This window comes from Mesorhizobium sp. M8A.F.Ca.ET.161.01.1.1 (assembly GCF_004792105.1).
Lineage (GTDB): Bacteria > Pseudomonadota > Alphaproteobacteria > Rhizobiales > Rhizobiaceae > Mesorhizobium.
On record NZ_SRTD01000011.1, the window covers coordinates 119,372 to 144,178 of the forward strand.

The 24,807-nt window shown below is 64.1% G+C and carries 28 protein-coding genes; 14 read left to right on the plus strand and 14 right to left on the minus strand.

Annotation, left to right across the window (positions count from 1 at the left end; translation table 11 throughout):
• Window positions 1-54: 54 nt before the first annotated feature.
• Window positions 55-876 (minus strand): phytanoyl-CoA dioxygenase family protein, encoded by an 822-nt coding sequence (locus tag EN804_RS24365; RefSeq protein WP_127278157.1) that lies wholly within the window; start codon window positions 874-876, stop codon window positions 55-57.
• A 90-nt stretch (window positions 877-966) separates the two neighbouring features.
• On the opposite strand from EN804_RS24365, the gene EN804_RS24370 reads away from it, so the two are divergent.
• Window positions 967-1,878: a LysR family transcriptional regulator gene (locus EN804_RS24370; RefSeq protein WP_127278162.1), complete on the plus strand. Its 912-nt coding sequence runs from the start codon at window positions 967-969 to the stop codon at window positions 1,876-1,878.
• Window positions 1,879-1,946: 68 nt separating this feature from the next.
• Window positions 1,947-2,930 (plus strand): 4-hydroxybenzoate octaprenyltransferase, encoded by a 984-nt coding sequence (ubiA, locus tag EN804_RS24375; protein ID WP_189343699.1) that lies wholly within the window; start codon window positions 1,947-1,949, stop codon window positions 2,928-2,930.
• 213 nt (window positions 2,931-3,143) lie between these two features.
• Here the strand turns inward: ubiA and EN804_RS24380 are convergent, their stop codons facing one another.
• From EN804_RS24380 to EN804_RS24390, 3 genes are all read right to left on the minus strand, one after another.
• Window positions 3,144-3,710, minus strand: coding sequence for a DUF6101 family protein (locus tag EN804_RS24380; RefSeq protein ID WP_127278163.1), 567 nt, complete (start codon window positions 3,708-3,710; stop codon window positions 3,144-3,146).
• Window positions 3,711-3,900: 190 nt separating this feature from the next.
• Window positions 3,901-5,331, minus strand: a complete 1,431-nt coding sequence (locus tag EN804_RS24385) for an FAD-binding oxidoreductase (RefSeq protein WP_135921564.1) — start codon at window positions 5,329-5,331, stop codon at window positions 3,901-3,903.
• 9 nt (window positions 5,332-5,340) lie between these two features.
• On the minus strand, window positions 5,341-6,315 hold the full coding sequence (locus EN804_RS24390) for an L-threonylcarbamoyladenylate synthase (RefSeq protein WP_189524562.1): 975 nt from the start codon (window positions 6,313-6,315) through the stop codon (window positions 5,341-5,343).
• A 154-nt stretch (window positions 6,316-6,469) separates the two neighbouring features.
• On the opposite strand from EN804_RS24390, the gene EN804_RS37315 reads away from it, so the two are divergent.
• Window positions 6,470-6,940 carry a hypothetical protein gene (locus tag EN804_RS37315; protein WP_348642052.1) on the plus strand — a complete coding sequence of 157 codons (471 nt, stop codon included), beginning with the start codon at window positions 6,470-6,472 and terminating at the stop codon, window positions 6,938-6,940.
• Between the two features lie 334 nt (window positions 6,941-7,274).
• Window positions 7,275-7,502: a hypothetical protein gene (locus EN804_RS38090; protein ID WP_246693480.1), complete on the plus strand. Its 228-nt coding sequence runs from the start codon at window positions 7,275-7,277 to the stop codon at window positions 7,500-7,502.
• An 85-nt stretch (window positions 7,503-7,587) separates the two neighbouring features.
• Here EN804_RS38090 and EN804_RS24405 read toward each other — a convergent pair whose 3' ends face one another.
• Both EN804_RS24405 and glyS read right to left on the minus strand, forming a co-directional pair.
• Window positions 7,588-7,884, minus strand: coding sequence for an ATPase (locus tag EN804_RS24405; RefSeq protein ID WP_135921567.1), 297 nt, complete (start codon window positions 7,882-7,884; stop codon window positions 7,588-7,590).
• A gap of 110 nt (window positions 7,885-7,994) precedes the next feature.
• Window positions 7,995-10,373, minus strand: coding sequence for a glycine--tRNA ligase subunit beta (gene glyS / locus EN804_RS24410; protein ID WP_135881545.1), 2,379 nt, complete (start codon window positions 10,371-10,373; stop codon window positions 7,995-7,997).
• Between the two features lie 194 nt (window positions 10,374-10,567).
• On the opposite strand from glyS, the gene EN804_RS37320 reads away from it, so the two are divergent.
• A complete protein-coding gene (locus EN804_RS37320; RefSeq protein WP_189521882.1) occupies window positions 10,568-10,744 on the plus strand; it encodes a hypothetical protein in 177 nt (58 codons plus the stop codon).
• 3 nt (window positions 10,745-10,747) lie between these two features.
• On the opposite strand, the gene EN804_RS24415 is transcribed toward EN804_RS37320, so the two are convergent.
• A complete protein-coding gene (locus EN804_RS24415) occupies window positions 10,748-11,695 on the minus strand; it encodes a glycine--tRNA ligase subunit alpha (protein WP_127873087.1) in 948 nt (315 codons plus the stop codon).
• Between the two features lie 203 nt (window positions 11,696-11,898).
• Between EN804_RS24415 and EN804_RS24420 the strand changes: the two genes are divergently transcribed.
• Window positions 11,899-12,360: a GNAT family N-acetyltransferase gene (locus EN804_RS24420; RefSeq protein ID WP_127873086.1), complete on the plus strand. Its 462-nt coding sequence runs from the start codon at window positions 11,899-11,901 to the stop codon at window positions 12,358-12,360.
• Between the two features lie 101 nt (window positions 12,361-12,461).
• Here the strand turns inward: EN804_RS24420 and EN804_RS24425 are convergent, their stop codons facing one another.
• The 5 genes from EN804_RS24425 to EN804_RS24445 all read right to left on the minus strand — a co-directional run bounded on the left by EN804_RS24425 (window position 12,462) and on the right by EN804_RS24445 (window position 17,320).
• The gene (locus tag EN804_RS24425; RefSeq protein ID WP_127873085.1) at window positions 12,462-14,237 is read right to left on the minus strand and encodes a tetratricopeptide repeat protein; all 1,776 of its coding nucleotides are present in this window, start codon (window positions 14,235-14,237) and stop codon (window positions 12,462-12,464) included.
• Between the two features lie 143 nt (window positions 14,238-14,380).
• Window positions 14,381-14,830: a DUF1284 domain-containing protein gene (locus EN804_RS24430; RefSeq protein WP_127873084.1), complete on the minus strand. Its 450-nt coding sequence runs from the start codon at window positions 14,828-14,830 to the stop codon at window positions 14,381-14,383.
• Window positions 14,827-15,420 carry a biotin transporter BioY gene (locus EN804_RS24435; RefSeq protein WP_127277510.1) on the minus strand — a complete coding sequence of 198 codons (594 nt, stop codon included), beginning with the start codon at window positions 15,418-15,420 and terminating at the stop codon, window positions 14,827-14,829. Before EN804_RS24435 ends, EN804_RS24430 begins: the two co-directional genes overlap by 4 nt.
• A gap of 106 nt (window positions 15,421-15,526) precedes the next feature.
• The gene (locus tag EN804_RS24440) at window positions 15,527-16,195 is read right to left on the minus strand and encodes a GntR family transcriptional regulator (protein WP_127277512.1); all 669 of its coding nucleotides are present in this window, start codon (window positions 16,193-16,195) and stop codon (window positions 15,527-15,529) included.
• A gap of 108 nt (window positions 16,196-16,303) precedes the next feature.
• On the minus strand, window positions 16,304-17,320 hold the full coding sequence (locus EN804_RS24445) for a polyprenyl synthetase family protein (protein ID WP_127277514.1): 1,017 nt from the start codon (window positions 17,318-17,320) through the stop codon (window positions 16,304-16,306).
• A 189-nt stretch (window positions 17,321-17,509) separates the two neighbouring features.
• Here EN804_RS24445 and EN804_RS24450 point away from each other — a divergent pair, with 189 nt between their 5' ends.
• The 7 genes from EN804_RS24450 (at window position 17,510) to EN804_RS24480 (ending at window position 21,794) form a co-directional block, all read left to right on the plus strand.
• Entirely contained in the window at window positions 17,510-17,734 is a 225-nt protein-coding gene (locus EN804_RS24450; RefSeq protein ID WP_015318845.1) for a DUF2007 domain-containing protein, read from the plus strand.
• Window positions 17,734-18,534 carry a methyltransferase gene (locus EN804_RS24455; RefSeq protein ID WP_127873083.1) on the plus strand — a complete coding sequence of 267 codons (801 nt, stop codon included), beginning with the start codon at window positions 17,734-17,736 and terminating at the stop codon, window positions 18,532-18,534. Before EN804_RS24450 ends, EN804_RS24455 begins: the two co-directional genes overlap by 1 nt.
• A gap of 78 nt (window positions 18,535-18,612) precedes the next feature.
• Complete coding sequence (locus tag EN804_RS24460) at window positions 18,613-19,476, plus strand: S49 family peptidase (RefSeq protein WP_127277532.1); 864 nt, start codon at window positions 18,613-18,615, stop codon at window positions 19,474-19,476.
• An 83-nt stretch (window positions 19,477-19,559) separates the two neighbouring features.
• Entirely contained in the window at window positions 19,560-19,745 is a 186-nt protein-coding gene (locus tag EN804_RS24465) for a hypothetical protein (RefSeq protein WP_127277518.1), read from the plus strand.
• Between the two features lie 26 nt (window positions 19,746-19,771).
• Complete coding sequence (locus EN804_RS24470) at window positions 19,772-20,659, plus strand: 4-(cytidine 5'-diphospho)-2-C-methyl-D-erythritol kinase (RefSeq protein ID WP_135865285.1); 888 nt, start codon at window positions 19,772-19,774, stop codon at window positions 20,657-20,659.
• Window position 20,660: 1 nt separating this feature from the next.
• Window positions 20,661-21,215 carry a molybdenum cofactor biosynthesis protein B gene (gene moaB / locus EN804_RS24475; RefSeq protein WP_135865283.1) on the plus strand — a complete coding sequence of 185 codons (555 nt, stop codon included), beginning with the start codon at window positions 20,661-20,663 and terminating at the stop codon, window positions 21,213-21,215.
• Between the two features lie 138 nt (window positions 21,216-21,353).
• Window positions 21,354-21,794, plus strand: coding sequence for a hypothetical protein (locus tag EN804_RS24480; protein WP_127277524.1), 441 nt, complete (start codon window positions 21,354-21,356; stop codon window positions 21,792-21,794).
• 7 nt (window positions 21,795-21,801) lie between these two features.
• On the opposite strand, the gene EN804_RS24485 is transcribed toward EN804_RS24480, so the two are convergent.
• Window positions 21,802-22,776, minus strand: a complete 975-nt coding sequence (locus tag EN804_RS24485; protein ID WP_135865281.1) for a hypothetical protein — start codon at window positions 22,774-22,776, stop codon at window positions 21,802-21,804.
• A 149-nt stretch (window positions 22,777-22,925) separates the two neighbouring features.
• A complete protein-coding gene (locus tag EN804_RS24490) occupies window positions 22,926-23,438 on the minus strand; it encodes a glycosyltransferase (protein WP_135921592.1) in 513 nt (170 codons plus the stop codon).
• Window positions 23,439-23,589: 151 nt separating this feature from the next.
• Here EN804_RS24490 and EN804_RS24495 point away from each other — a divergent pair, with 151 nt between their 5' ends.
• Window positions 23,590-24,744, plus strand: a complete 1,155-nt coding sequence (locus EN804_RS24495) for a PA0069 family radical SAM protein (RefSeq protein WP_023771004.1) — start codon at window positions 23,590-23,592, stop codon at window positions 24,742-24,744.
• Window positions 24,745-24,807: the final 63 nt, after the last annotated feature.

Sequence of the window (24,807 nt, forward strand, 5' to 3'; positions counted from 1 at the left end):
ATCCCCCTGCGCCATAGGGGCGCCCGCCACCGGCGCCCCTATTCCGGCACTCGCTCAGCCCTGGTGGACCACCGGGAACCAGTCCTCGCGCAGCTTCTGCCCCGGCTGCATGCCATGGCCATGATAGGGTGGCGAGGTTCGGCCGGGCCGCTCGACATAATGGGCATCGTCGCCGACCCAGCGCAGCGACAGCGCCCGGCGCCGTGCCGCTGTCATATTGCCGCGCGCGCCGTGCGCCGTCCTGAAGTCGAACAGGATGGCGTCGCCGGGCTCCATCTCCCATTCGATAACTTTCATCGATGGATCCTGGTCGGGATCCGGCACCGGACGATAATCGCCCTCGGCGGCATAGAAATTGCCGTCGTCCAACCAACGTACCGGCAGGATCATCTTGTCCCATTTGTGCGAGCCGGCGATCAGGCGCAGCGTCGCCTCCTTCACCGGATCGATGGGGATCCAGAAGCTCACGGTCTGCTGGCCATCGACAAAATAATAAGGAATGTCCTGGTGCCACGGCGTCGGTTTCTGCGTACCGGGTTCCTTGACCAGGACATGGTCGTGGAAGAACTGCGCCGTGCGCGACTGCATCACCGCGGCTGCCAGTCGCGCCGCCGGCGATTCGCGCACCACCTTGACGAATTCGGGGATGCGTTCCCAGTTGCAGTAATCGTCGAAGAAACTGCCGCGGCCATTGGCGATGTCGGACGCGGTGGCGCTGCGGTTCTGCATGTTGCGCTCGATGCCGGCGGCGATCGTGTCGACCCAGCCCTTGAAGGCGCCGCGGATGCAGACCGCGCCGTCACGCTGGTAGTCGGCGATTGTCCGGGCATCGATGATTTCGGTGTCCGTTGCCCGTGTAGCGGTTTGGGAAGCCATAATGTCCTCCTTTCAGGATGGAGGCGACTATCGCAATGGCCGCTCATTCAGTAAAATAATAACTTCTCATCTGACACATAGGTTTTGACTATGAGTCTCACCCTCACCCAACTCCGCTATCTCATCGCCGTCGCCCGCCATGGCAGTGTCACCGGCGCGGCCCGGGCGCTCAACGTTTCGCAGCCGTCTATTTCGGTGGCCATCGACGCCATCGAAAAGGATTTCGGCCAGAAACTGTTCGTGCGCCAGCGGGGAAGCGGTGTTTCGCTGACCTCCTTCGGCCGTGTCGTGGTGGCGAAGGCCAGGCAGGTTCTTGCCGAGACAGACGAACTCCTGGGCCTGGGGAAGGCCAACTCGGCGGTCGGCGGCGAACTGGTGCTCGGCTGCTTCGAGGATCTGGCGCCCTTTTTCGCGCCGGGCCTCATCCGCGCCTTCTCCGAACGCCATCCAGCGGTCACCGTCATCGTCCGCGACGAGACGTTCGAGACGCTCGGGCGGCGCCTGGCGGACGCGGCCGTCGATCTCGGCCTCAGCTATGATCTCGGCCTGCCGTCGCATTTCGCCCGCATCCTGATGCACGAGCTGCGGCCGCATGCGCTGTTGCCGGCGGGCCATGCGCTGGCCGAGCGTTCCGAGGTCAGCCTTGCGGATCTGGCCGCCTACCCGCTGATCACAACCGACCAGCCACATAGCTGGCAGCATATGCTCGACCTGTTCCGCGGCCGTGGCCTGTCGCCCGTCGCCGACATGCGCACAAGCTCGTTCGAACTCCAGCGCAGCATGGTGGCCAACGGCTTCGGCGTCGCGGTCAGCTATACCCGCCCGCATGGCGACCACAGCTATGACGGCTTGCGTCTGGTGTGCAAACCGCTGTCGGATCCGCTGCCCATGCAGCGCATCATTCTCACCCACGATACGCAGCAGCGCGTGTCGAACGCGGCGCTGGCTTTCATCGAGGTGGCGAAAGTCTGGTTTTCCACACGCGATATCTTCACCTCCTGACGGATGGTTGGGCGCTCCCTGCCTGCTTGCCGCTTGACGGGTTCCGCCGCTGCTGCCACTCCATGCCAATGGAACCTGTCCAGTCGAAAGCATCCCAGGGCCGCGTCGCCGATGCGCCGAACGGCCATTGGGTCTACCGCGTGCTGCCGCGCGCGATCTGGCCCTATGCCCAGCTTGCGCGATGGGACAGGCCGATCGGCTGGCAGTTGCTGTTGTGGCCATGCTGGTGGTCGGCCGCGCTGGCGGCGAGCGCCTATCCCCGGCCTGGCGACCCGCTGCTTTCGCTGCTGCCGGCGCCCTTGTACCTCGTGCTGTTCCTGATTGGCGCCATCGCCATGCGTGGCGCCGGCTGCACCTATAACGACATTGTCGACGAGGACATCGACAACCAGGTCGAACGCACACGCTCGCGCCCGCTGCCGTCCGGCCAGACCACGCGCCGGCGAGCCTGGCTGTTTCTTGTGCTGCAGGCCCTGGTCGGCCTGGCGGTTCTCCTGCAGTTCAACAGCTTTGCCGTCCTGCTCGGCGTCTGCTCGCTGGTGATCGTCGCCGTCTATCCATTCATGAAGCGGATAACCAACTGGCCGCAACTGTTTCTCGGCTTTGCCTTTTCCTGGGGCGCGCTGATGGGATGGGCGGTCGAGTTCGGTGATCTCGATGGCCCCGCCATCATGCTGTATATCGGTTCGATCCTGTGGGTGATCGGCTACGACACGATCTACGCGCACCAGGACAAGGAAGATGACGCCATTGTCGGCGTGCGTTCGACGGCACGGCTGTTCGGCGACAACACCAAGGCGTGGCTCGCGGGGCTTTATGGCGGCATGCTAATCTGCTTCGCTGTCGCCTTCGCCTCGGCGCAGGCCCCAGTGGTGGCGCTGGCGGGACTGATCGCCGCCGGTGCGCATCTTGCCCGGCAGATCGCGGTGCTGCATATCGACGATCCGGACCAGTGCCTGCGGCTGTTCCGGTCGAACAACCAGGTCGGCTGGCTGATCTTCCTCGGCCTGATCGGTGGCGCGCTGTGGGTGGCGCTGAAGCCGCTGGTGTAGCGGCTTTTTCCTTCTCCCCGTCACTATACGGGGAGAAGGTGGCGGCAGCCGGATGAGGGGCAGCGCCGACCTTGAAGGCGAGGCGAAATGCACGGCGGCGACAGGCCGCTTGCATTCTACCAAAGTTTGAAATGGCCAAATCAGCGGAGGTCGGCGCTGCCCCTCATCGCCCTGCCGGGCACTTCTCCCCGTATAGAGACGGGGAGAAGAAAGCTAATCGCGGGAAATGATTTCCTGGCCGTCGATGACCAGCCTGAGGCCGAGGTCCCCGGTTCTGCGACGGGCAAGGAAGCGTGGGCGGCGCGTGTTGGAAACGCGGCCCTTGCGACGGTCCTGCGGCGGCAGTGTCTTGATGGCGGCGCCGAGCGATTCCTCCAGCGTGCGGGCGACGCCGTCCGATTCGATGAGCAGCATCGGCAGACGGTAGGCATCGGCCCAGGCGCGCCAGTCGGCGGCGACGTCTTCGAGATCGTCGGCCACCAGCAGCGGCACCGACAGCATCGGATCGTTGTGCAGGAGTTCCAGGGTCACCGTGACATTGCCTTCCGGATCCTCCATCGCACGGGCGGCGACGCCGCGAAATGCATTGGCGGGCAGCACGATGATCGCCGGCAGGCCGCTCATCTCGAGCAGGCGGCGGATCACGGCGCCACGCTGGTCGATGGTGAAGGTTACGTCGCCATAATCGTCGCGCGTCGCGTAGCTCACCACTTGCGGCAGGCGGAATGGGTCGAGACGCATGTTGCGTCCCGCCCAGACTGGCTTAAGTCCGGTGTTCACGTTCATAGAGCGCCTTCCTGTCTGTCTGCTGAGAGCCGGTGTCCGGTTCTCTCCGGGCCAGTTTTCCCGGCCTCGTTATGGGGAAACAGTAGCGCCGGCTCCTTACCGCCGCGCTTAAGAAAGTCGGTTAAATTTTGCTGATCTCAGGGATGGTTATCGGAATGCCACCAGCCACAAGATGTTGAAAGGATCAGATAACCTTACCGGGATTCATGATGCCGGCCGGGTCGAAGGCGGTCTTCACCCTGCGCATCAGATCGATGGCCATCGGCGGCGCGGTGGCGATCAGTTCGTCGCGCTTCAACTGGCCGATGCCGTGCTCCGCCGAGATCGAACCGTGCAGGCTGCGCACCACGTCATGCACGGCCTTGTTCATGGCATGGTAGAGCGCCAGAAACGCCTCGTCGTCGCCGTCGACGGGCCGTGAAATGTTATAATGAAGATTGCCGTCGCCCATATGGCCGAAGCAGACCACCCGGGCGCCGGCACTGACCGAGGCCACCGCGCCGGCGGCCTCCGCGATGAAACGCGGTATCGATGCGATCGGCACCGATATGTCGTGCTTGATCGAAGCGCCTTCCGGCTTCTGTGCCTCGGGCAACAGCTCGCGGAAGTTCCAGAAGGCATCGCCCTGCCCGAGGCTGGCGGCGATGACGGCATCGCCGACGAATTCCTGCTCGAGACCCGCCGAAAGCACGTCCTCGATCAGCGCCCGCGAATCCTCCGACGAACGGCCGGATGAAATCTGCATCAGCACATACCAGGGCCAATCCTCCATCAGCGGCCGTGTCACGCCCGGGGCATGCGCCAGCGTGAAATCGTATGGCCGCTTGCCGATCAGTTCGAACGCGGTGAGCGCGGCCCCGGCGCGGTCCATGGCCAGGCTGAACAGGGAAAGGGCGGCCTCGGGCGACGACAGGCCGACGAAGGCGACGTCCCTTCCCTTGGGCTTCGGAAACAGTTTGAGCACGGCGGCGGTGATCACGCCTAGCGTGCCTTCGGCGCCGACGAACAGGTTCTTCAGGTCGTAGCCGGTGTTGTCCTTCTTCAGCTTGCGCAAATCGTCGAAGACCTCGCCGGTCGGCAGCACCACCTCGACGCCGAGGCAGAGCTCGCGCGCATTGCCATAGGCAAGCACGCCGGTGCCGCCGGCATTGGACGAAAGATTGCCGCCGATCTGGCAGGAGCCTTGCGCGGCGAGCGACAGCGGGAACAGCCGGTCGGCGGCATCGGCCGCCTCCTGCAAGGTCTGCAGAATGACTCCGGCCTCGACCGTGACCGTATTGGACAGGACGTCGATCTCGCGGATGCGGTTCAGCCGCGACAGCGACAGGACGATCTCATGGCCGGATTTGTCCGGCACCTGCGCACCGACCAGCCCGGTGTTGCCGCTTTGCGGCACGATTGGCGTTCCGGTCTCTGTCGCCAGCCGCATGATCCGGCTGACCTCGTCGACGCTGCCCGGCCGCAGCACCAGGGACGTCGCGCCATGCCAGAGGCCGCGTCGCTCGATGAGATAAGGCGCGATGTCCTGCTGGTCGCGCAGCGCATATTTGTCGCCGACGATCGCCGCGAAACGATCGATGAGAGCGGGATCGAGTGTCTTGGCGGTTTCGGTCATCCGGGAAAACTACGTTGTGGGCTGTGCGTTGTCACGAGGAGCGGCGGCACGGGAGAGCCGGTCGTTGATCGCCTCGCCGAGCCCGTCAAAGGGAATCTTCTCGACCGCGATGGTGCGCGCGCCGCTACGGTCGAGATCCTGCATGTAGGCGAAGAGATTGCTTGCCGCTTCACGCAGGTCACCTGTTTCGGACAGGTTCAGGAATGCGGCCGCATGATGCCAGCCTTCCGCGCGCTGGTCGCCGAAGGCAAGCAACGCTTCGTCTTCGCCAACCGTGCCGGCATTGAGCCGCACCGCCGCGCCCGGCGCGTAGTGCGAGGCAAGCATGCCCGGCGCCTCGACCCCGGCGGCGCCGCCGCGCAGCAACTCCATGCCGATGGCCGCCTCGATGTCCGCGGCGGCGATGCCGCCTGGCCGAAGCAGGCGCAGTCTTTCGCCTTCGGCCTTGACGATGGTCGATTCCAGCCCGACCGGTGTGGCGCCGCCATCAACCACGAGCTTGATGCGGGCGCCGAGGTCCGCCGCCACGGCCTGCGCAGTGGTGGCGCTGATCCTGCCGGATGAATTGGCGCTGGGCGCGGCAAGCGGTCGGCCAAGCCTGGCGATCAGGTCGCCGCCAAACCCCCTCGGCATGCGCAAGGCGATCGTGTCGAGCCCGGCGGTGACCAGCGGATGAATGCCGTTGCCGGGGCGCTGCGGCAACACCAGCGTCAGCGGACCCGGCCAGAAGGCAAGCGCGAGTTTCTTCGACAGCGGATCGAACAGCGCGATGCGCTCGGCCATCGGCATGTCGGCGACATGGGCGATCAGGGGATTGAAACGCGGCCGACCCTTGGCTTCGAAAATGCGCGCCACGCCGATGCCGTTGGTGGCGTCGCCGGCCAGTCCATAGACGGTCTCGGTCGGTATGGCGACGACATCGCCGCCCTCAAGCAGCGCCAACGCCGGTTCCATCGCTTCGCCGACGGCAAGTATTTCAGCCACTCTCGTCACCTCGCGGATGCCGGCTGCGTAGTACGACAGCGCCGCCGGGGCAAGCGGGCATAGGCAATTCATCAATTCCTAAAATGCTATCTTTCCATGAAAGCCGGCATCAATCGCCGAGCACTATCGTGCCGCTTCTGGGCAATGGGGAGCTATGTCAGTGTCTGTGCGTATCTGGGGAACGCTTGTCATCACTCTGGCTGCCATGGTTGGCGAGGCTCAGGCCTCGTCGCTGGTCTTTCCCGGCGCGCCGGCCTCGACGCCCTCCGTCGTTGTGCTGAAGGCAACCGACGGCAAGGCGAGCGACGTGGTGTCGGTCGTTGCACTCGGCGAGCCCGACGTCACCTATGAAAAGGTAGCGGCAATCCCGGACAAGGCCGAGCCGAGGCATGCCTTCCCGCACAGCCCGATGATCATTCGTGGCGGCGTCGTCGGCGGCGCCTTCTCGACGCCAGTGCAAGCCAAGGCGCCTGCCGCGGCAACCGCCCCCGTTACGGCACCCGCGGCAGCGACCGCACCCGCGACAGCGACCGCCTCGGCAGCCCCCGCGCCAGCGCACGGAAAAGCGGCAGCCGCGCCACCGCCAGCCAAACAGCCTGCTTCAGGAGCCGGCAAGGTCAAATAGCGACCTGCCAACTGGCCGATCAAAATGCTCAACGGCTTGACGGCAGTCGGGCGCCCCGTGCACCATTGTCAGGCGAATTTCTTCCAGACGTATCTCGCTGGCGGCCCTGCGGCCGGCCTTTCGCCAAGCGGCTCCGTCAGATGGGGATTGCATCGTTCAAGGCAAGGGGGTTGCTCATGAAAAAATCGAAGACCGTTACAGTGGCTGGGCTTTTGCTGGCGTCATTGCTTGGCGGCGTGGCCCATGCGGACGACATGCTGGATCCTATGTTGCGCGCATTTCCGATCGCGATCACCAGGCAAGTGACGGCTATGCGCTGGACAGCGCCGCGCAGATGGTGCGGCAGGACCGCGCCAACTGGCACAAATTCCATCGCCGCGACAGCGACGACGAGGGCGACGCCTGGTTCAGGACCAATGACCAGCGCGCCGACCTGCAGCGCATGCTGGAGCGCCCCGGCGCGATGAGTTCCTCAACCAAGCGCGCCATCGTCAATGGCGAGCCGCTGATCCAGGTCGACGTCTACGAAAACAGCGTGCGCGTCAGCATTCTGGAGAACTGAAAAGTCGGCGTTCGGGAAAACCAATCAAATCGAAAAAGGGCGACGCGAGAGCGCCGCCCTTTTTTCGCGAAATCCGCCTGAAAAATCAAGCCGCTTCTTCCTTGTCGTCGTCGTCTTCTTCGGCCTCGCCGTCTTCGGATTCTTCCTCGCCCTCGGCGTCGTCGCCTTCGGCCTTCACGGCGTCATCGGCGTCGTCTTCGTCGGACTCTTCGCCGTCTTCGTCGTCGCCTTCTTCGTCATCACCATCCTCGTCTTCGTCTGACAGATCGGCGGCTTCGACCGCGGCAGCGGCATGATCGAGAGCGGTTTCGGAAGCGGATTCAATCGCCTCGGCGGGGGCCGAGGTTTCTTCTGTCACTTCGATTTCGTGATCGGAATTCATGGTAGCCTCCGTTGGGTTGGGGAACATGTCCCTTTTGCCACGGAGAGATCATCGTCATATGACTGTAAGCCGGCTCGAACGGCCGGCTGGACGATATTTTTCCTCGCCTCTCAACCAGCGATTTTCGAGAAATCCGCGACCTGACCGGTAGCCGTGCGAATGCGCGTGAGCAGCGCAAGGCGGTTGGCGCGCACGGACAGGTCCTCATCATTCACGAGAACATGCTCAAAGAATGAATCAACGGGTTCACGCAACACGCTAAGCGCCAGCATGGCAGCGGAAAAGTCTTGGTTTTGAATCGCTTCGCCGGCTTGCTTCTCGGCCTGATTCACCGCCGCAAACAGCGACTTCTCCGCACCCTGCCGGAACAACGCCGGCTCAACGGTTTCGGCGACCAGCGTTTTCTTCTTCTCCTCGGCGGCCAGGATGTTCGCCGCACGCTTGGTGCCGGCGAGCAAATTCCTGCCGTCCTCGGTGTCGAGGAAGGAGCCGAGCGCTTCGACGCGCCGAACGATCTGAAGCAAGTCGTCGGACTGCGGCGTGATGACGGCGTCGATCAGATCATGCCGTGCGCCCTGGTCGCGGAGATAGACTTTGAGGCGGTCGTGGAAGAACGACAAGAGGTCAGCGATCAATGGCGACAGCGATGCCTCAAGCTCCATCAGACGCTGACCGTCAAAGAACTCTCGCTCCTGATCGGCGGAGCCAAAGGTTTCTGAGTTCGCCTTGGCCAGCCCGCCTTTCAACAAGTTGGAAATCACGCCTGCTTCCGACAACAATCGGCTTGCACCCTTGTAGTCGCGAATGCGCAAGTCGAGCATCGCAACGACGCCACTGCTCTCGGCGCCTTCGCCTTTTTGTTCGTACGCGGCGAGTGCCGAGGAGACCGCGGTCGCGATGGCGATGCCCAGCGAAAGCTTGAGCTTGTTTTCCAGTATGACCCTCACGACGCCGAGCGCAGCGCGACGCAGCGCGTAGGGATCCTTCGATCCAGTCGGCTTTTCGTCGATGGCCCAGAACCCGACCAGCGTATCCAGCTTGTCCGCGAGCGCCACGGCGACCGACACCGGATCGCTCGGCACATAATCGGACGGGCCCTGCGGCTTGTAGTGCTCTTCCGCCGCCGCCGCGACAGAAGAATGATCGCCTTGCAGCAGCGCATATTTGCGGCCCATGGCGCCTTGCAATTCCGGAAATTCGCCGACCACTTCGGTGGTGAGATCGGCCTTGGCCAGGACAGCAGCACGGCGCGCCAGCACTGGATCCGCACCGACGATCGGCGCCAGTTCTTCCGCCAGCCGGGCAATCCGCTCCACCCGCTCGCCCTGCGTGCCGAGCTTGGCATGGAACGTGACATTGAGATGGTCGAGCCGGGCCATGCGCTGGTCGAGCGGCTTCTTCAGATCGAGCCCAAATTTTTTCGCCGATGCTTCCAGTTCGACGAGATCGGGCAGATCGCCCTGGTCGGTCGTCCAGAAATAGAGCGCGTCGGACAGGCGGGCGCGCACCACCTTGCCGTTGCCGTGGGCGATCTCCTTGCCGCCGTCCTTCGCCTCGATGTTGGCGGTGAGGATAAAGCGGTTGGAGAGCGCCTCGCTTTCACCCTGTGGCCGCGTGACAAAGCACTTCTGGTTGGCGCGGATGGTCAGCCGGATCACCTCGGCCGGAATGGCCAGGAAAGCCTCTTCGAACTCGCCCATCAACACGACAGGCCACTCGACCAGCCCGGACACTTCTTCGAGCAAGCCCTCGTCCTCGACCAGGTCGAGCCCGTTGGCGAAGGCGAGGTTGCGGGCATCGGCAAGGATGATCTCCTTGCGCCGGTCGGCATCGAGCACGACCTTGCCCGCTTCCAGCTTGCTCACGTAATCGTCGAAGCGGCGCACCGTGATTTCGCCTGGTGCAAGGAAACGGTGGCCGTAGGTGATGTTGCCGGAACGGATGCCGTCGATCTCGAAATCGACCACGACCGGCTCCTCGGTCTCGGGGCCGAAGGTGCACAGGATCGATTGCAGCGGCCGCACCCAGCGCAGCGATCCCGGCTTGGCCGAGGCCGGTCCCCAGCGCATCGACTTCGGCCAGGGGAAATTGCGGATGATATCAGGCACCAGTCCGGCGATGATCTCTTCGGCCGCCCTGCCCGGCTTCGAAATATGGGCGACGTAGAAGTCGCCCTTCTTCGGGTCGGAATGGACATGCGCTTCGGCGATCGATGACAGCCCGGCCTTGCGCAGGAAGCCCTGGACGGCCTGTTCAGGCGCTGATGTCGACGGCCCCTTGATGTCCTCGTGAATGTCCTTCGAGCGAGCGTTGAGGCCACGGATATCGAGGGTAAGGCGCCGCGGCGTCCAATACTCACGCGCCGCCTCATAGGTCAGTCCCGCCTCGACCAGACCGTCGGTCAGCATCTTTCTCAGATCGCCCGCCGCCTTGCGTTGCATGCGAGCGGGGATTTCCTCGGAGCGAAGTTCTAGAAGCAGGTCAGGCATAGGGTCAGCTCATGCGGGAGAGTGGTCCGCGCGGGGCATAGCAACTCGGCTGGCCGCTGTCACCCTTTCCAGAAATTTTGACCCTCCTGTCGGGATGAGGCGATCCGGCCCGTCCTTGGATCAAAGATTTCCATGAACCTAACGCAGCGCTGAAGCGACCCACGCTCAGGCAGAGAACTATTGGCTGAACGACGATGAAAACGGCATCCAGACTTCTTCAAATCCTCGCGCTCAGCGCCTGCTTCACCGCGCAGGCCCACGGCGCCTTCTCCATGCCGGGCGTGCGGCAGGCGCTGCGGACGATGTCTGGTCCGAGCGGCCAGATCCTGCCGCCGATCAGCGCTTCCCTCGAAATGATCAACGGCGCTTGAGACTCAGGCCGCCGCCAATCCACCGGCCTGCGTTTTCAGGAACGCCTCGCCGCAGGCTTTCGCCAGATTACGCACCCGCAGGATATAACTCTGCCGCTCGGTGACCGAGATCACGCCACGCGCATCGAGCAGGTTGAAGACGTGGCTCGCCTTGATGCACTGGTCGTAGGCTGGAAAGACCATTTTGTGCATCGGCAGATTGTCGTTCGATGCCGGCGCGCCGGCCTCGAGCAACGCCTTGCACTCGGCTTCGGCGTCCTCGAAGTGCCGCAGCAGCATCGCCGTGTTGGCGTATTCGAAATTGTGGCGCGAATATTCCTGCTCGGCCTGCAGGAACACGTCGCCATAGGTGACCTTGTCGGCGCCTTCGCGGCCGTTGAAGTTGAGGTCGTAGACATTGTCGACGCCCTGCACATACATGGCCAGGCGCTCCAGGCCGTAAGTGAGTTCGCCCGCCACCGGCGCGCATTCGATGCCGCAGACCTGCTGGAAATAGGTGAACTGCGACACTTCCATGCCGTCGCACCAGCATTCCCAGCCAAGGCCCCAGGCGCCTAGCGTCGGGCTTTCCCAGTCGTCCTCGACGAAGCGTATGTCGTGCAGCAGAGGGTCGACGCCGATCGCCGCCAGCGAGCCGAGATAGAGCTCCTGCAGGTTTGGCGGATTGGGCTTCAGGATCACCTGGTACTGATAGTAATGCTGCAGCCGGTTGGGGTTCTCGCCATAGCGGCCGTCCTTGGGACGGCGCGAAGGCTGGACGTAGGCCGCGTTCCAGCGCTTTGGCCCGAGTGCGCGCAGCGTCGTTGCCGGATGAAACGTGCCGGCGCCAACCTCCATGTCATAGGGCTGCAGGATGACGCAGCCATAGGCGGCCCAATAATTGTGCAAGGTCAGGATCAGCCCCTGGAACGAGCGGCTGGGGTGCATATGGGCTGGGATTTCAATCGTCACGATGGCCTCGGCGACACAGGCTAGCTTGCGGCCACGTCCTAGAGACACGGCGGCGAAGCGTCAAGCAAGGCGCGTCCGATGCGAGCCGCGGTGAGCATGCCGGACTATGTTGAAACGTTGCCCAGCGACTGGCCCATTGCCCGCCGCCACGGTCCGCGATCCAATTCGACAAAGCATCCGCGTCAAGCACAGCAGGTCGAGCCATGTCCAACCCGATCATCATCCGCCCCGTCACGCGCCACGATTTCGAGCAGTGGCTGCCGCTGTGGGACGGCTACAACGCGTTCTATGGCCGTTCGGGCGAGATGGCGCTGGCGAGCGACATCACCGCAATGACGTGGTCGCGCTTCTTCGACGCCTACGAGCCGGTCCATGCGCTGGTCGCCGAAAGCGGGAGCCAGTTGCTTGGCCTCGTCCACTACCTGTTCCACCGCAGCACGACGGCGATCGCACCGAACTGCTATCTGCAGGACCTTTTCACCAACGAGGCCTCGCGCGGCAAAGGCATCGGCCGGGCGCTGATCGAAGGCGTCTATGAGCGCGCCCGGGCGGCCGGTTCCGGCCGAGTGTACTGGCTGACGCATGAAACCAATCACACGGCGATGAAGCTCTATGACAAGGTCGGCGAACGCTCGGGCTTCGTCGTCTATCGAAAGATGTTCTGAGGACGCTCCAGCGCGTCGCCGCGTCTACTGGGAACGCCATGCGCCTTTCCAACGAAAACGGGGCTCCGAAGAGCCCCGTTCGCATTTCAAAAAGGCGATTTTCACCCCTTCGGGGCGGGAACCGGCTCTGGCTTGACCTTCGGGGTTTCCTGCGCCGTGTTGGACTCGATCGGCGGCAGGCCCTTCATCAGCTTCTGCTGCAAGGTGGCCAGCACATCGGGATCGGGCTTCAGGTCGCGGGCCTGGTTCCACTGGAAAGTCGCTTCCAGCTTGCGGCCGACGCGCCAATAGGCGTCGCCCAGATGGTCGTTCAGAACCGGATCTTCCGGCTTCAGCGAGACCGCGCGTTCCATCTCGCGCACCGCGTCATCGAAGCGGCCGAGGCGGAAATAGGCCCAACCCAGGGAATCGACGATGTAGCCGTCGCTCGGCCTGAGATCGACGGCCTTCTGGATCATCTCCAGGCCTTCCTTCAGGTTGGTGTTCATGTCGACCCAGGAATAGCCGAGATAGTTCAGCACCTGCGGCTGGTCTGGCTGCAACTCCAGCGCCTTGCGGAAATTCGGCTCGGCTTTCGGCCATTCCTTCAGCCGCTCATAGGCGATGCCGCGCTGGTAGAAGATGTTCCAGTTGGCAGCGGTCGGCGTCTTCAGCACCTCGACGGCCTTGTCGTAGAGATTGGCGGCGGAACGGAAATCATCCTTCGAGGAGTAGACACCGCCGAGCGCCAGATAGGCGCGCATGTCGTCGGGATGGGCTTCGACGAAGGCCTTGAGATGCGTGATCGCCTCGTCATGGCGGTCGAGATCGGCAAGGTTGAGGCCAAGCTGCAGGTCCGAAATCTCCTTCAGCGGCGAAGAGTCGGGGATACGCCGATAGAGCGCGATGGCGCCTTCGCCGTCCTTCAACTGTTCGGCGACGGCGGCGAGCTGCACGAGGGCCGCGTCGCTGTCCGGCTTCAGGGCCAAGGCATATTGCAAATAGAGGCGCACGAATGGCTCGCCGCCGCCACGGTTGAGCGCGGTGGCAAGATCGAGCAGGATTTCGGAAGCACCGTCGGACGGACCGGACACGAAGGGCGCGATCTTGTCGCCCTTGCTTATCCTGGCGCGCAAGGCGACGATTTCCAGCTTGCCCGGCGAAAACGCCTCGGCCTGGTCGAGCACCGAGATCGCCTTGGCCTTGTCGCCCTTGCGGGCCAGGAATGAGGCATAGGCCTGCGCGTTGCGCATCCAGGTTTCAGGCGCCGCACCGCCGGCGGCGGTATCCTGCATCGTCGCGGCGTAGATCGCCTCCGCCTTTTCAGGCATGTTGGCGGCATCGGCGACCAGGGCGCGGTGGAAGGATTTGAACAGGCCGAACCAGTCCGGCCCCTGCAGCTTGTCGATCGAAGCCATCGCTTCGCTGGCCTGGCCGGCACCTTGTTCGGCCCAGCCGGACATGACGCCGGAGATCAGCCGGTCAAGATCGGATTCCAGCGACAGCTTGAGCCAGTACTGCGCCTTGGTGAAATCCTTCTTGTGGAAGGAATCGACCGCCAGCGCCAGGCGCGAGAAGCGCTCGACATCGGGCACTTCCTTGAGCTTGTCGGCATAGACCAGCGACTCGTCGAAGCGGCCTTGCGCGATCAGCGACAGCATCAGGCTCTGCTGCAGCGCGGTGTCGCTCGGATTGAAAGCCAAGGCCTGCTTGTAGTACGCGATGGCGCTGTCGAGGTCGTTGTCGCCTTCCGCGATCCGGGCAGCCAGGTAGGCGCCCGAGAACGACGAGATCTTGACCGGTTCGGTTGATTGCTTGGCATAGGCCGGCAAAGCCGAGATCGCCATGCCCGTCACAATTGCCAGCCTTGTCAGCCAGCGCGCACGTCCTTGCTGCATCATATCCCTTTCAGCCAGGCGCCATCTCCGCATCAGCGGGATCGACCCAGACTCGATCTTTCCGGGCAAAGCATGGCCTTTTTGGGGTCGCGCTTCAATCTACCCGAAATTCACAATCGGGTCACCCGATTAACAAACCATGGCTAAATGGGACAGTTTTGCGCGTCAACAGGCCGTTGCAGCCGCGTATCGCGATAACCACCGCTTGCCACCGCGCCGCACAGCCCGTTCCATTCGCAGCCCACGCAAGCCTTGCGCACGTGGCCGGCCGAAAACGCCTGCCGTAGCCGCATCAGGATCGTGGCATCGAGATCGAGGCGGACGCCGTCACGGATCGGCCGAGCCAGCAGCGCTTCCACGTCATCCCTTGCCTGCCGGTCTCGCCCGGCCGCGCTGTCGCGCAAGCAGTGCGGATCCGGCTCGCCAAGCAACGGGGCGCAGATGTCGTCCGGTCCGGAAACGAGGAGGATGTCCTCGCCCCGGCTCAGGCGCTCCGCGATCCCGTCATAATTGGCGGTGAAAGCGGGACTGTATCCCTTGCCCACATAGGTGAGCAGGCAAAGGAGATGATGGGCGCGAAGCCTGATCGTCACGGCGTCGGCAGGTTCATCTTGCCGCGCGGAAGCGCCATCAGCGTCGCGGCGCCAAGCGCCGACTTCAGCAATCCGCCGACGATGAACGGCACGAAGCCGAGGGTGATGGCCTTCTCGGCGCCGATCATGACGGCAAGCCAGGCCGTTCCGAGCACCAGGCAGGCAAGGTTGCCGAGCAGCATGGCAATAAAGGCGAGCACCACCCTGTTACCGTTCCAGCCGCGTTCGGCCAGCCAGCCGACAAGTGCGCCGACAACCGGGAAGGCAAAGAGATAGCCGCCCGTAGGGCCGACGAAGTGCTGCATGCCGGCAGCTCCCCCGGCCAGGACAGGAAAGCCGACAGCGCCTTCGACCAACCAAGCGGCGATCGTCACCGCGCCAAGCCGCCAGCCATAGAGTGCGCCGATCAACGTCACGGCGAAGGTCTGCATGGTCACCGGAACCGGCACCATCGGCACCTCGATGTAGGAGGATAGCGCCAGGAAGAGCGTGCCAAGCACGACGGCGCCGGCCTGCCAGCCGACCGATCGCTGCTGGAGGCGCAGCGGGCTGAAGGACGGTCTTGCGGACGAGAATGCGAGGTTGGTCATAGGCTTCCCTTCAATCGATCCAAAATTATAGATAATTTCTGCATTCGATCTATTATCGAATCCACATTTTTGGATCTTTGGCAAGCCTGAGCTCGGAAAAGGTCGCTTAACCCACGATCGCGAAAGCTTCGCGCGTGGCGCCGGACGCTGTCCTGATCGGCTTGCGACCAATCCATTGGACATGCCGTCCCAGTGTTGCCGCGGCCGATTCGGCGTTGCCCTGCCGCAAGGCGGCGAGGATCGCCCGGTGGTCCTGATCGGTGCGCGTCTCCCATTCCGAGCGCCATGCCGCGAACAGGAAGCGGGCGCTTGCCGCGTGGAGGTCGTCGATGGTGGCAAGCAGGCGCGGCATGCCGCATGGTGCGAGGATCAGCCGGTGAAAGGCACGATTGGCCTCCTCCCACGACCTGACGTCGCGGGATTTGTCGCCGGCCTTGGTCGCCTCCTCGGCCTGGTCGAGAATGGCCGAAGTCAGGTGCGGCGCGGCGTGGCGCAGTGCCAGCACTTCGAGTGCGGCCCGCATTTCGGCGACTTCCTTGACCTCGCCCAGATCGAAGGCAGCGACGCGCACGCCACGGCGCGGCTCACTGACGGCCAGGCCCTGCGCCTCGAGGCGGCGGAACGCCTCGCGCACGGGGACATGGCTGGTGTTGAATTCCTCGGCGACATGATCCTGCCGCAGCCTCGCCCCCGGCTCGATCGCGCCGGAGATGATGCGGTCCGCCAGTACCTTGCTGATGCGCACCGCTATGGTGTCGTCCGTGCCCTTTGCCATGATTTATAGATAATTTGCGGCAAGGCCGCTTGTCGAGACGGCGGGGGCGAATTCACAGGCGTCTTTCCTCTAGCGCAGCCGGCAGGTGCCCCGTGAAAGCCGGTCTTCTCAGTTCACCCGGCTGATGCAGAAGTCGATGACGTCGACCAGCGCCGATTTCTGCGGCGTCTCTTCCAGCGGCGCCAGCGCGTCGCGGGCGATCTCGCCGAAATGGCGGGCGCGCCCGATGGTGTCGGCAATGGCGCCGTGGCGGGTCATCAGGCCGATCGCCTTTTCCAGTCCGGCGTCATCGGTGACATTGTCCTCGATGGCGCGCTTCCAGAAGGTGCGTTCGGCCTTGCTGCCGCGCCGGTAGGCGAGGATGACCGGCAAGGTGACCTTGCCCTCGCGGAAATCGTCGCCGACATTCTTGCCGAGATCCTTGCTGGTGCCGCCATAGTCCAGCGCGTCGTCGATGAGCTGGAAGGCAAGACCGAGATTCATGCCGTAGGAGCGCAGCGCCGCGCGATCGTTGCGGGTCGCCTGGGCGATGACCGGGCCAACCTCGGCGGCGGCCGAAAACAGCGCGGCGGTCTTGGCCTTGATGACGGCGAAGTGCTCGTCCTCCGTGGTTTCGAGGTTCTTGGCGGCGGCAAGCTGCATCACCTCGCCCTCGGCGATGATCGAAGCGGCGCTCGACAGGATGTCGAGCGCTTCGAGCGAGCCGACATCGACCATCATGCGGAAGGCCTGGCCGAGCAGGAAATCGCCGACCAGCACGCTGGCCTGGTTGCCCCAGATCATGCGGGCGGTCTTCTTGCCGCGCCGCATGCCGCTTTCATCGACGACGTCGTCGTGCAGGAGCGTGGCCGTGTGCATGAACTCGACCGAAGTGGCGAGCTTGACATGGCCTTCGCCGGCATAGCCGAACATCTGCGCCGCGGCCAGCGTCAGCATTGGTCTCAGCCGCTTGCCGCCGGACGAGATCAGGTGGTTGGCAACCTCGGGAATCATCTCGACGTCGGAGCCGGCCTTGGACAGGATCAGCTCGTTGACGCGCCCCATATCGGTCGCCGTCAGATCGATCAGATCCTTGATGGAGGCGGGCTCCCGCTTCCCGTTTTCAATGTTGAGAACGACACCCACGACAATCACTCCCGTCTTGGTATAACGCGTGCGACGGCACCCTTAGTCCCGGCATGGACTCTAGGGCGGCGGACACGGGCACGGCAAGTGGCGAATTGGCGCGGCGGCGGCGACAGCGTGTCAACGCCGGGAAATGCGGGAATGCGGCCGCACGTTTACATGCACGCTGCAACCTGCGAGTTTCTTGCGATGATAGAACTCATCCGCACCAACGACGCCGTCATCATCTCCTTTGTCGAATCGCTGATGCGCGATGCCGGCATCGGCTGCTTCGTCGCCGACCAGAACATGAGCGTGCTCGACGGCTCGCTCGGTATCCTGCCGCGGCGCGTCATGGTCGATGCCGACCAGGCCGACGCCGCGCGCCGCATCCTGACCGATGCCGGCATCGCAAACGAGATCCGGGGGAAATAATGTCGGCCGCGCCAGCCGCCCTTGCCACGGATGCGCCGGCCCATACGGTCGATGCCTTCCACCGCGGCCGGTTCTGGCTGGTGCAGCCCAAGCATGGCGGCCATCGCGCCGGGATGGATGCGATGATGCTGGCCGCGTCCGTGCCATCCTCCTTTGGCGGACGGCTCGCCGATTTCGGAGCCGGCGCCGGTGCTGCCGGTCTGGCGGTGCTGTCGCGCTGTCCGGGCGCCCAGGCTGTGCTGGTCGAACGCGCGCCCGAGATGGCGGCCTTCGCGGCGGCCACGCTTGCCCATCCCGGCAATGCACATCTCAGCGATCGCGCGGCCGTGCTTGTGGCCGATGTCACCGTGTCGGGTCGGGCCCGGGCCGCCGCCGGCCTTGCCGACAATGATTTCGACTTCGTCATCATGAACCCGCCTTTCAACGCCGCACGGGACCGCGCCACTCCCGAGCAGCTAAGAAAGGAAGCCCATGTCATGGAGGACGGGCTGTTCGAAAACTGGATCCGCAGCGCGGCGGCGGTTGTCAGGCCGCGCGGCGGACTTGCCGTCATCGCCCGGCCCGAACAGCTCGGCTCCATTCTCGACGCGATTTCAGGCCGCTTCGGCGAAGCCGAGATGCTCGCCGTGCACCCTCGCCCGGACGCAGCGGCAATCCGCATTGTCGTGCGGGCAGCACTTGGGGCACGGGGAAAGCTCGCCATCCGTCCGCCCCTGATGCTTCACGCGCGATCGGGCAACGGCCCCGACGAGCGCAGCGAAATGATCACCAACGGGCTCGCCTCGCTGTTCGGAGATTGAGCTGTTCGCGGCCCTGCACATTGCCGTTGGCCGGGAAATCCCTACATGCCTGCAACCACCGCCGGAGACCACGTCATCGTGAAACGTCTTTTCAACCGTCTGCTGCCGAAGTCCTGGCGCTCCACCGTCGTCACCGTTCCGGTCATCCGGCTGCACGGCACCATCATGGCCGGCGGCGGCCAGTTCCGGCCGAGCCTGTCGCTTGCTTCCACCGCCGGACTGATCGAAAAAGCGTTTTCCTTCGACGCGCCGGCGGTCGCGATCTCGATCAACTCCCCCGGCGGCTCGCCGGTGCAGTCGCGACTGATCTTCAAGCGCATTCATGACCTTGCGGTCGAGAAGAATAAAAAAGTGCTGGTCTTCGTCGAGGATGTCGCGGCCTCCGGCGGCTACATGATCGCTGTCGCCGGCGACGAGATCTTCGCCGACCCATCGTCCATCGTAGGCTCGATCGGCGTGGTGTCGGCCTCGTTCGGTTTTCCGGAGCTGATGAAGAAGATCGGCATCGAGCGGCGCGTCCACACCGCCGGCCAGAACAAGGCGGTGCTCGACCCGTTCAAGCCGGAGAAGAAGGAAGACGTCGAGCGGCTGAAAGCGCTGCAGCTCGAAGTGCACGAGACTTTCATCGATCTGGTCAAGGAGCGGCGCGGCACGAAGCTCAAGGACGATCCGGATCTGTTCACCGGGCTGTTCTGGACCGGCAAGCGAGGCCTGGAACTCGGCCTCGTGGATGCACTCGGCGACATGCGCACGGTGCTGAAGACCCGCTTCGGGCCGAAGACCCAGCTCAGGCTGGTCTCGGCGCCGCGCGGTTTCCTCGGCCGCTTCGGCCTGTTCGGCTCGAACAAGGGCTTTTCAGCGCCCGATATCGCCGCGGCTGCCGCCAGCGGCGTCATCGATGCGGCGGAAGAGCGCGCATTGTGGGCGCGCTTCGGGCTTTGAAAAAGCCATGAAAGCGTCTAGCATGGTTGCCCGAAAGACCCGACCGGCCGCCCTTACCGGCCCAGCGTGGTAGGAGTTTTGACATGCCGCAGCTCATTTTCTTCGCCGTCGTCGGCGTCGCCGCCTATTTCGGCTACCGCACCTTCCTGCGCGAGGCCGAGCGCGTGACGGCCAAGGTGCGGCGGACCGAAAAACAGGCGGCCAACGGCGCGATGGGAACGCTGGTCAAGGATCCGAAGACCGGCGAATACCGGCTGGCCAAGGACTGACCCTCATTTCACTCGCAATAGAGACTGTGGAATCCGGTCCGCGTGTCCGGACCTGGGCGGCACCCGCCAAGATAAATCTTGCTTTGCACGTCACCGGCAGGCGCCCCGACGGTTACCATCTCATCGAAAGCCTGGCTGTGTTCACGCGCTTTGGCGACAGGATCGAGATCGCGCCGGCTGAAGCCGACGATTTCAGCGTGTCCGGCCGCTATGCGGCGGACGTCCCGCTCGATGGCGGCAATCTGGTGCTGAAGGCACGCGATGCGTTGCGGCAGGCCGCCGGCATTCGGAGCACGCCGCCCGTGACCATCAGGCTCGAAAAGAACCTTCCGGTCGCGTCCGGCGTGGGCGGAGGGTCGAGCGACGCGGCGGCCGTGCTGCGCGGGCTGGCGGAGAGCTGGGGCCTGGACATCGACAGCACCGAGCTGGCGCGGATCGGTCTTTCGCTAGGCGCCGACGTGCCGATGTGCCTGGCGGCAAAGCCGCTGGTGGCGCGCGGCATCGGTGAGGAGCTGTCGATGGTGCCGGATTTTTCGGCGCTGGGTCTGGTGCTGGTCAATCCGGGAACGCCCGTCTCGACAGCGGAAATCTTCGCTTCACTGTCCCGTCGCGACAATGAGCCACTGCCGCCGCTGCCGCGCAGCATCGAGTTTCACAGCCTGCGCAACTGGCTGGAGGTGACCCGCAACGATCTCGAGCAGCCAGCCCTTGCGATGCAGCCCGCCATAGGCAGGGCGCTTTCATGGCTTGATAAGGCTGGATCGGGTTTTTCACGAATGTCCGGATCGGGCGCGACGTGCTTCGGCCTGTTCGAGACCGGCAATGTCGCCAAGCGCGCGGCGGCCGAGATCCGCGGCCGCCAGCCCGACTGGTTCGTCGCGGCAACGCGCAGCATGGCATCGGAGGCTGAGTGAGATGGCCAGGACTGACGAGAGCCGTGCCTTCATTCCGGTGCGCATCGCGGTGCTGACGGTTTCCGACACACGCAGCCTCGCCGAGGACAAGTCCGGCCAGACGCTGGCCGATCGCATCACCGCGGCCGGCCACATCCTGGCCGGCCGCGACATCGTCACCGACGACCGCGAAAAGATCCGCGACACCGTCCTGGCGTGGTCGCGGGACAAGGCCATCGACGTCGTGATCACCACCGGCGGAACCGGCTTCACCGGCCGCGATGTGACGCCCGAGGCGCTGGAGCCGATTTTCGAAAAGCGCATGGACGGCTTTTCGGAAGTGTTCCACCGCATCTCCTACGACAAGATCGGCACCTCGACCATCCAGAGCCGGGCGACCGGCGGCGTCGTCAACGCCACCTTCGTCTTCGTGCTGCCGGGCTCGCCCGGTGCCTGCAAGGACGCCTGGGACGGCATCATCGAGGCACAGCTCGACTACCGGCACATGCCTTGCAACTTCGTCGAGATCATGCCGCGCCTGGACGAACATCTGCGGCGCGGCAAATCAGCCCCTTAAAAAGCCTAGGCAAAGTGCCGACTTCACGCCGTGTTCGCCAGGCAGAACAGCGCCGGGCGCCTTCGAACGGCCATTCCAAACCGGATGCCGGAGACAGTATCTTCGTGGGCGATCCCTACCGTTCACGAGAAGGCAGATATGGCCGTGCAAACTGGAACCATGCACACTGGTGGGTGCCATTGCGGCAATATACGCCTGCGATTTTCGACCGAGCTGGATCCATCGCAAATCGAAGTCCGCGCCTGCCAATGCTCGTTCTGCACAAAGCATGGCGCGCGCGCCGTCGCCGATCCTGACGGCAGGCTGATCATCTCGGTCAAGGACGCAAGGCGATTGCGCAAATACCGGTTCGGACTGGAGACCGCCGACTATCTGATTTGCCGAGAATGCGGCGTCTATGCCGCCGCGATCGCCGGGGAAAATGACGAGGCCAGGGCCATCCTGATCGTCAACGCCCTGGACGATCACAGGGCGTTCACCGGAGAATCGGTCCTGGTCGACTTCGACTGGGAAAACAGAGCTGAGCGGCAAGCCAGGCGTCGCCTTCGCTGGATGCCGGTCGAGATGAGCTTCGCCTGACCTGCCTTCAGCGGATGACCGGCTCGCCATGGAAACGACGGCGCGACGGCTTGGAGACGCCGAAGCCAACTTCCATCATCAGCCGTGGCGTGCGTGCCGGCACCGTGCCCATGTGGAAACCGAAGGGGTCTTCGACGAAGCCGAGGCCAGCCTCTCCGGTCAGGGTCACCGGGCTCTGCTCGCCATACACGTCCAGCACATCCTTGGCGGGATGGCCGACGAGAAGGGTGAGCTGATGCCTTATGGCGCGGCGCCTGTGGCTTCCCCTGACATAGACATGCGGACCGGTCTCGGCGTCGACGGGCTTGAGGTAGAAAAAGAATTTCAACATCCGCCAGTCATCGAGATCGAAATGATACTTGCCGAGCGAGGCAAGGTTCTTGTCGGCGTCGGACGCCTCGCCGGTAGGAAAACTCCACCAGACGCGTGTCGTGATGAGTTTCGCCTGAGCGCCGAGATAGTGCGCGGCGATGTCGAGCAGCAGCGGGTCGCGCTGTATGGCGAGTGCCGCCGGGCAGTCGAGGATGCGTTCGAAATAATGGCCGCTCAGCAATGAGCGGCCAAGGCGCTTTTCGGCTTCGGCATGTTCGCCGGGCACGAATTCGAGCCGGCGGTCGAAATTGCCGTAGCAGGGCGTGCGCCGGGCGAAGCTGGCAATCTCCTCGTGGATATCAGGCGGCAGGATCAGCCCCGAGAACAGCCCGTCCGACCGCAACGCGCCGACGACGGCCTCGCGCTGAACGCCCCTGAACATCGTGTCCCCGGCATTGTCGGCCGGACGAGCGCGCTTCGCGCCCAGCCAATGCATCCGGCGCCCGGGCATGGTACGCGCCAGAACGAACATCGGCAGCCAGGCAGGGTTTTCGCGCAGGTCCTTCAGATAGGTCGGGATGCGCACGGCGATGCGGCGCAGCAGGCTGCCATTGCGTGCAATGGCCTCGAGACTGGCAGTGCCGGACTTGTCAGTGGTCGAAAGGTTCATGGGGATCCTCAAGGGTATGATGCAGCGCCGACGCAATGTCGGAGCCTGCCGTTCCGGCATGACCCAAACCCAATTCACCCGCCTTGTCGGAAAGTTACCCGCGCGTCAGTTTTTGTGCAACGCACAATGGACAGAGCAGCCGCAAAAAATCACCTCTGCCTCGGCGGCGCCGCCCAGATCTCGGCGTCGAGCTTCTTTGTCGCCAGACCGCGCGCCAACGCCTCGGCGCTGCCGGCATTCTTGGACAGAGATGCCGCCTGCCGCTTGCTGATCACCAGGCCGTCGGCGAGCGCACGGTTTGCCGAAAAGACCCGGGCCAGGAACGGCGGACGGCTGCCCCGCGCCCGCGAGAACCGGGCGGCCATTGTCTGCCTGGCGGTATGGGCGACAACCGCGTCGATCCAACCCTCCACCAGCCTCGCACCCGGTTCGAGAAACAGCAGCCAGTCACCCTTGGCCTGGCGAATGCCAGCGGCGATGCCGCCGCTCCCCACATAGTGGCAGCCGGCATGGTCGGCCACGCGATGCGTGTGGTCGGTGGAGCCGGTGTCGCAGACGACGACATCGCGCACCACGCCCTCGACCGCGCCGCCGATCAGCGTCGCCAGCGTGCGGGCGAGACCCTCCTCGTCATTATGCGTTTCGATGAGAACACTGAGCATCATGAGCCGAATAGCGGAAAGCGCCGACCGACGCCAGTTTTTGCGCCGCACCATAAAAAGTTCTTGCTTTGTTCTCATCAACAAAATAGGAATAATTTCCATGAGCAGAGCGATTCGACAGAACATGGACAGTCCCTGGGAGCGGGCGAAGATGGAACCGATCATGCGCGCCGACATTGCAGCCTTCGGAGCAGGACGAGCCGAAATGGCCAACGCGATGATCGAGCAGAGCGGCATGCGGGTCCGTCCGGACCGCAACCGTGGCCGGTCGGCAGGCATCAATCCGTCCGGCCGGTTCGAACCCGTGAGCCGACATGTCTTCGACGACGGCTGGAGTTCGCTGGAGGAACTGCCCCCGTTCAAGACCGAGGTGCAGGTGGAGAAGCCGCGCACCATCATCACCCGCAACGAATCGCCGGACATCTCCTTCGACCGGTCGATCAATCCCTATCGCGGTTGCGAGCACGGCTGCGTCTATTGCTTCGCGCGGCCGACACACTCGTTCATGGGCCTGTCGCCGGGCCTGGATTTCGAATCCAAGCTGTTCGCCAAGCCGGACGCGGCACGCCTGCTCGACAAGGAGTTGTCGAAGGACGGCTACCAGCCGCGCACCATCGCCATCGGCACCAACACCGATCCCTACCAGCCGATCGAGAAGCAGTACCGGATCATGCGCGAGATCCTCGAAGTGCTGGAGGCACGCGGTCATCCGGTCGGCATCGTCACCAAATCGGCCCTGGTGGTGCGCGACATCGACATTCTGTCGCGCATGGCCGAGCGCGGGCTCGCCAAGGTGGCGCTGTCGGTGACGACGCTCGACCGCATGCTGGCCAGGACGATGGAACCCCGCGCCTCGACGCCGACCAAGCGGCTGGAAGCGATCAGGCAGCTTTCGGATGCCGGCATTCCGGCTTCGGTGATGGTGGCGCCGATCATTCCGGGCCTGACCGACCAGGAGATGGAACGCATCCTCGACTCGGCACACCATGCCGGAGCGCGTGAAGCTGGCTATGTGGTGCTGCGCCTGCCGCTGGAGGTCAGCCCGATCTTCAAGGACTGGCTGCTGCGCCACTATCCCGACCGCTATCGCCACGTCATGTCGCTGATCCGTTCGATGCGCGACGGCAAGGACTACGATTCGGAATGGGGCAAGCGCATGAAGGGCGCCGGCCCCTATGCCTGGCAGATCGGCCGGCGCTTCGAAATCACCGCCAAGCGGCTCGGCCTCAATGCGGAGCGACGCACGTTGCGGACTGACCAGTTCGTGGCCGCCGGCAAGGACCAGGAGCAGTTGATGCTGCTCTGAAAATTGAAAATCGCCGCGGCTGTTCATGACCGCTGCGGCCAATAATCCCGTCCGGCCTGCCCC

What these genes read in the sequence shown, in the direction of transcription:
- EN804_RS24365 (WP_127278157.1), bottom strand. Translation starts at nt 876, where the DNA reads ATGGCTTCCCAAACCGCTACACGGGCAACGGACACCGAAATCATCGAT.
- EN804_RS24370 (WP_127278162.1), top strand. Translation starts at nt 967, where the DNA reads ATGAGTCTCACCCTCACCCAACTCCGCTATCTCATCGCCGTCGCCCGC.
- ubiA (WP_189343699.1), top strand. Translation starts at nt 1,947, where the DNA reads ATGGAACCTGTCCAGTCGAAAGCATCCCAGGGCCGCGTCGCCGATGCG.
- EN804_RS24385 (WP_135921564.1), bottom strand. Translation starts at nt 5,331, where the DNA reads ATGACCGAAACCGCCAAGACACTCGATCCCGCTCTCATCGATCGTTTC.
- EN804_RS37315 (WP_348642052.1), top strand. Translation starts at nt 6,470, where the DNA reads ATGTCAGTGTCTGTGCGTATCTGGGGAACGCTTGTCATCACTCTGGCT.
- EN804_RS38090 (WP_246693480.1), top strand. Translation starts at nt 7,275, where the DNA reads ATGGTGCGGCAGGACCGCGCCAACTGGCACAAATTCCATCGCCGCGAC.
- EN804_RS24405 (WP_135921567.1), bottom strand. Translation starts at nt 7,884, where the DNA reads ATGAATTCCGATCACGAAATCGAAGTGACAGAAGAAACCTCGGCCCCC.
- glyS (WP_135881545.1), bottom strand. Translation starts at nt 10,373, where the DNA reads ATGCCTGACCTGCTTCTAGAACTTCGCTCCGAGGAAATCCCCGCTCGC.
- EN804_RS37320 (WP_189521882.1), top strand. Translation starts at nt 10,568, where the DNA reads ATGAAAACGGCATCCAGACTTCTTCAAATCCTCGCGCTCAGCGCCTGC.
- EN804_RS24420 (WP_127873086.1), top strand. Translation starts at nt 11,899, where the DNA reads ATGTCCAACCCGATCATCATCCGCCCCGTCACGCGCCACGATTTCGAG.
- EN804_RS24425 (WP_127873085.1), bottom strand. Translation starts at nt 14,237, where the DNA reads ATGCAGCAAGGACGTGCGCGCTGGCTGACAAGGCTGGCAATTGTGACG.
- EN804_RS24435 (WP_127277510.1), bottom strand. Translation starts at nt 15,420, where the DNA reads ATGACCAACCTCGCATTCTCGTCCGCAAGACCGTCCTTCAGCCCGCTG.
- EN804_RS24440 (WP_127277512.1), bottom strand. Translation starts at nt 16,195, where the DNA reads ATGGCAAAGGGCACGGACGACACCATAGCGGTGCGCATCAGCAAGGTA.
- EN804_RS24450 (WP_015318845.1), top strand. Translation starts at nt 17,510, where the DNA reads ATGATAGAACTCATCCGCACCAACGACGCCGTCATCATCTCCTTTGTC.
- EN804_RS24455 (WP_127873083.1), top strand. Translation starts at nt 17,734, where the DNA reads ATGTCGGCCGCGCCAGCCGCCCTTGCCACGGATGCGCCGGCCCATACG.
- EN804_RS24465 (WP_127277518.1), top strand. Translation starts at nt 19,560, where the DNA reads ATGCCGCAGCTCATTTTCTTCGCCGTCGTCGGCGTCGCCGCCTATTTC.
- moaB (WP_135865283.1), top strand. Translation starts at nt 20,661, where the DNA reads ATGGCCAGGACTGACGAGAGCCGTGCCTTCATTCCGGTGCGCATCGCG.
- EN804_RS24480 (WP_127277524.1), top strand. Translation starts at nt 21,354, where the DNA reads ATGGCCGTGCAAACTGGAACCATGCACACTGGTGGGTGCCATTGCGGC.
- EN804_RS24485 (WP_135865281.1), bottom strand. Translation starts at nt 22,776, where the DNA reads ATGAACCTTTCGACCACTGACAAGTCCGGCACTGCCAGTCTCGAGGCC.
- EN804_RS24490 (WP_135921592.1), bottom strand. Translation starts at nt 23,438, where the DNA reads ATGCTCAGTGTTCTCATCGAAACGCATAATGACGAGGAGGGTCTCGCC.
- EN804_RS24495 (WP_023771004.1), top strand. Translation starts at nt 23,590, where the DNA reads ATGGAACCGATCATGCGCGCCGACATTGCAGCCTTCGGAGCAGGACGA.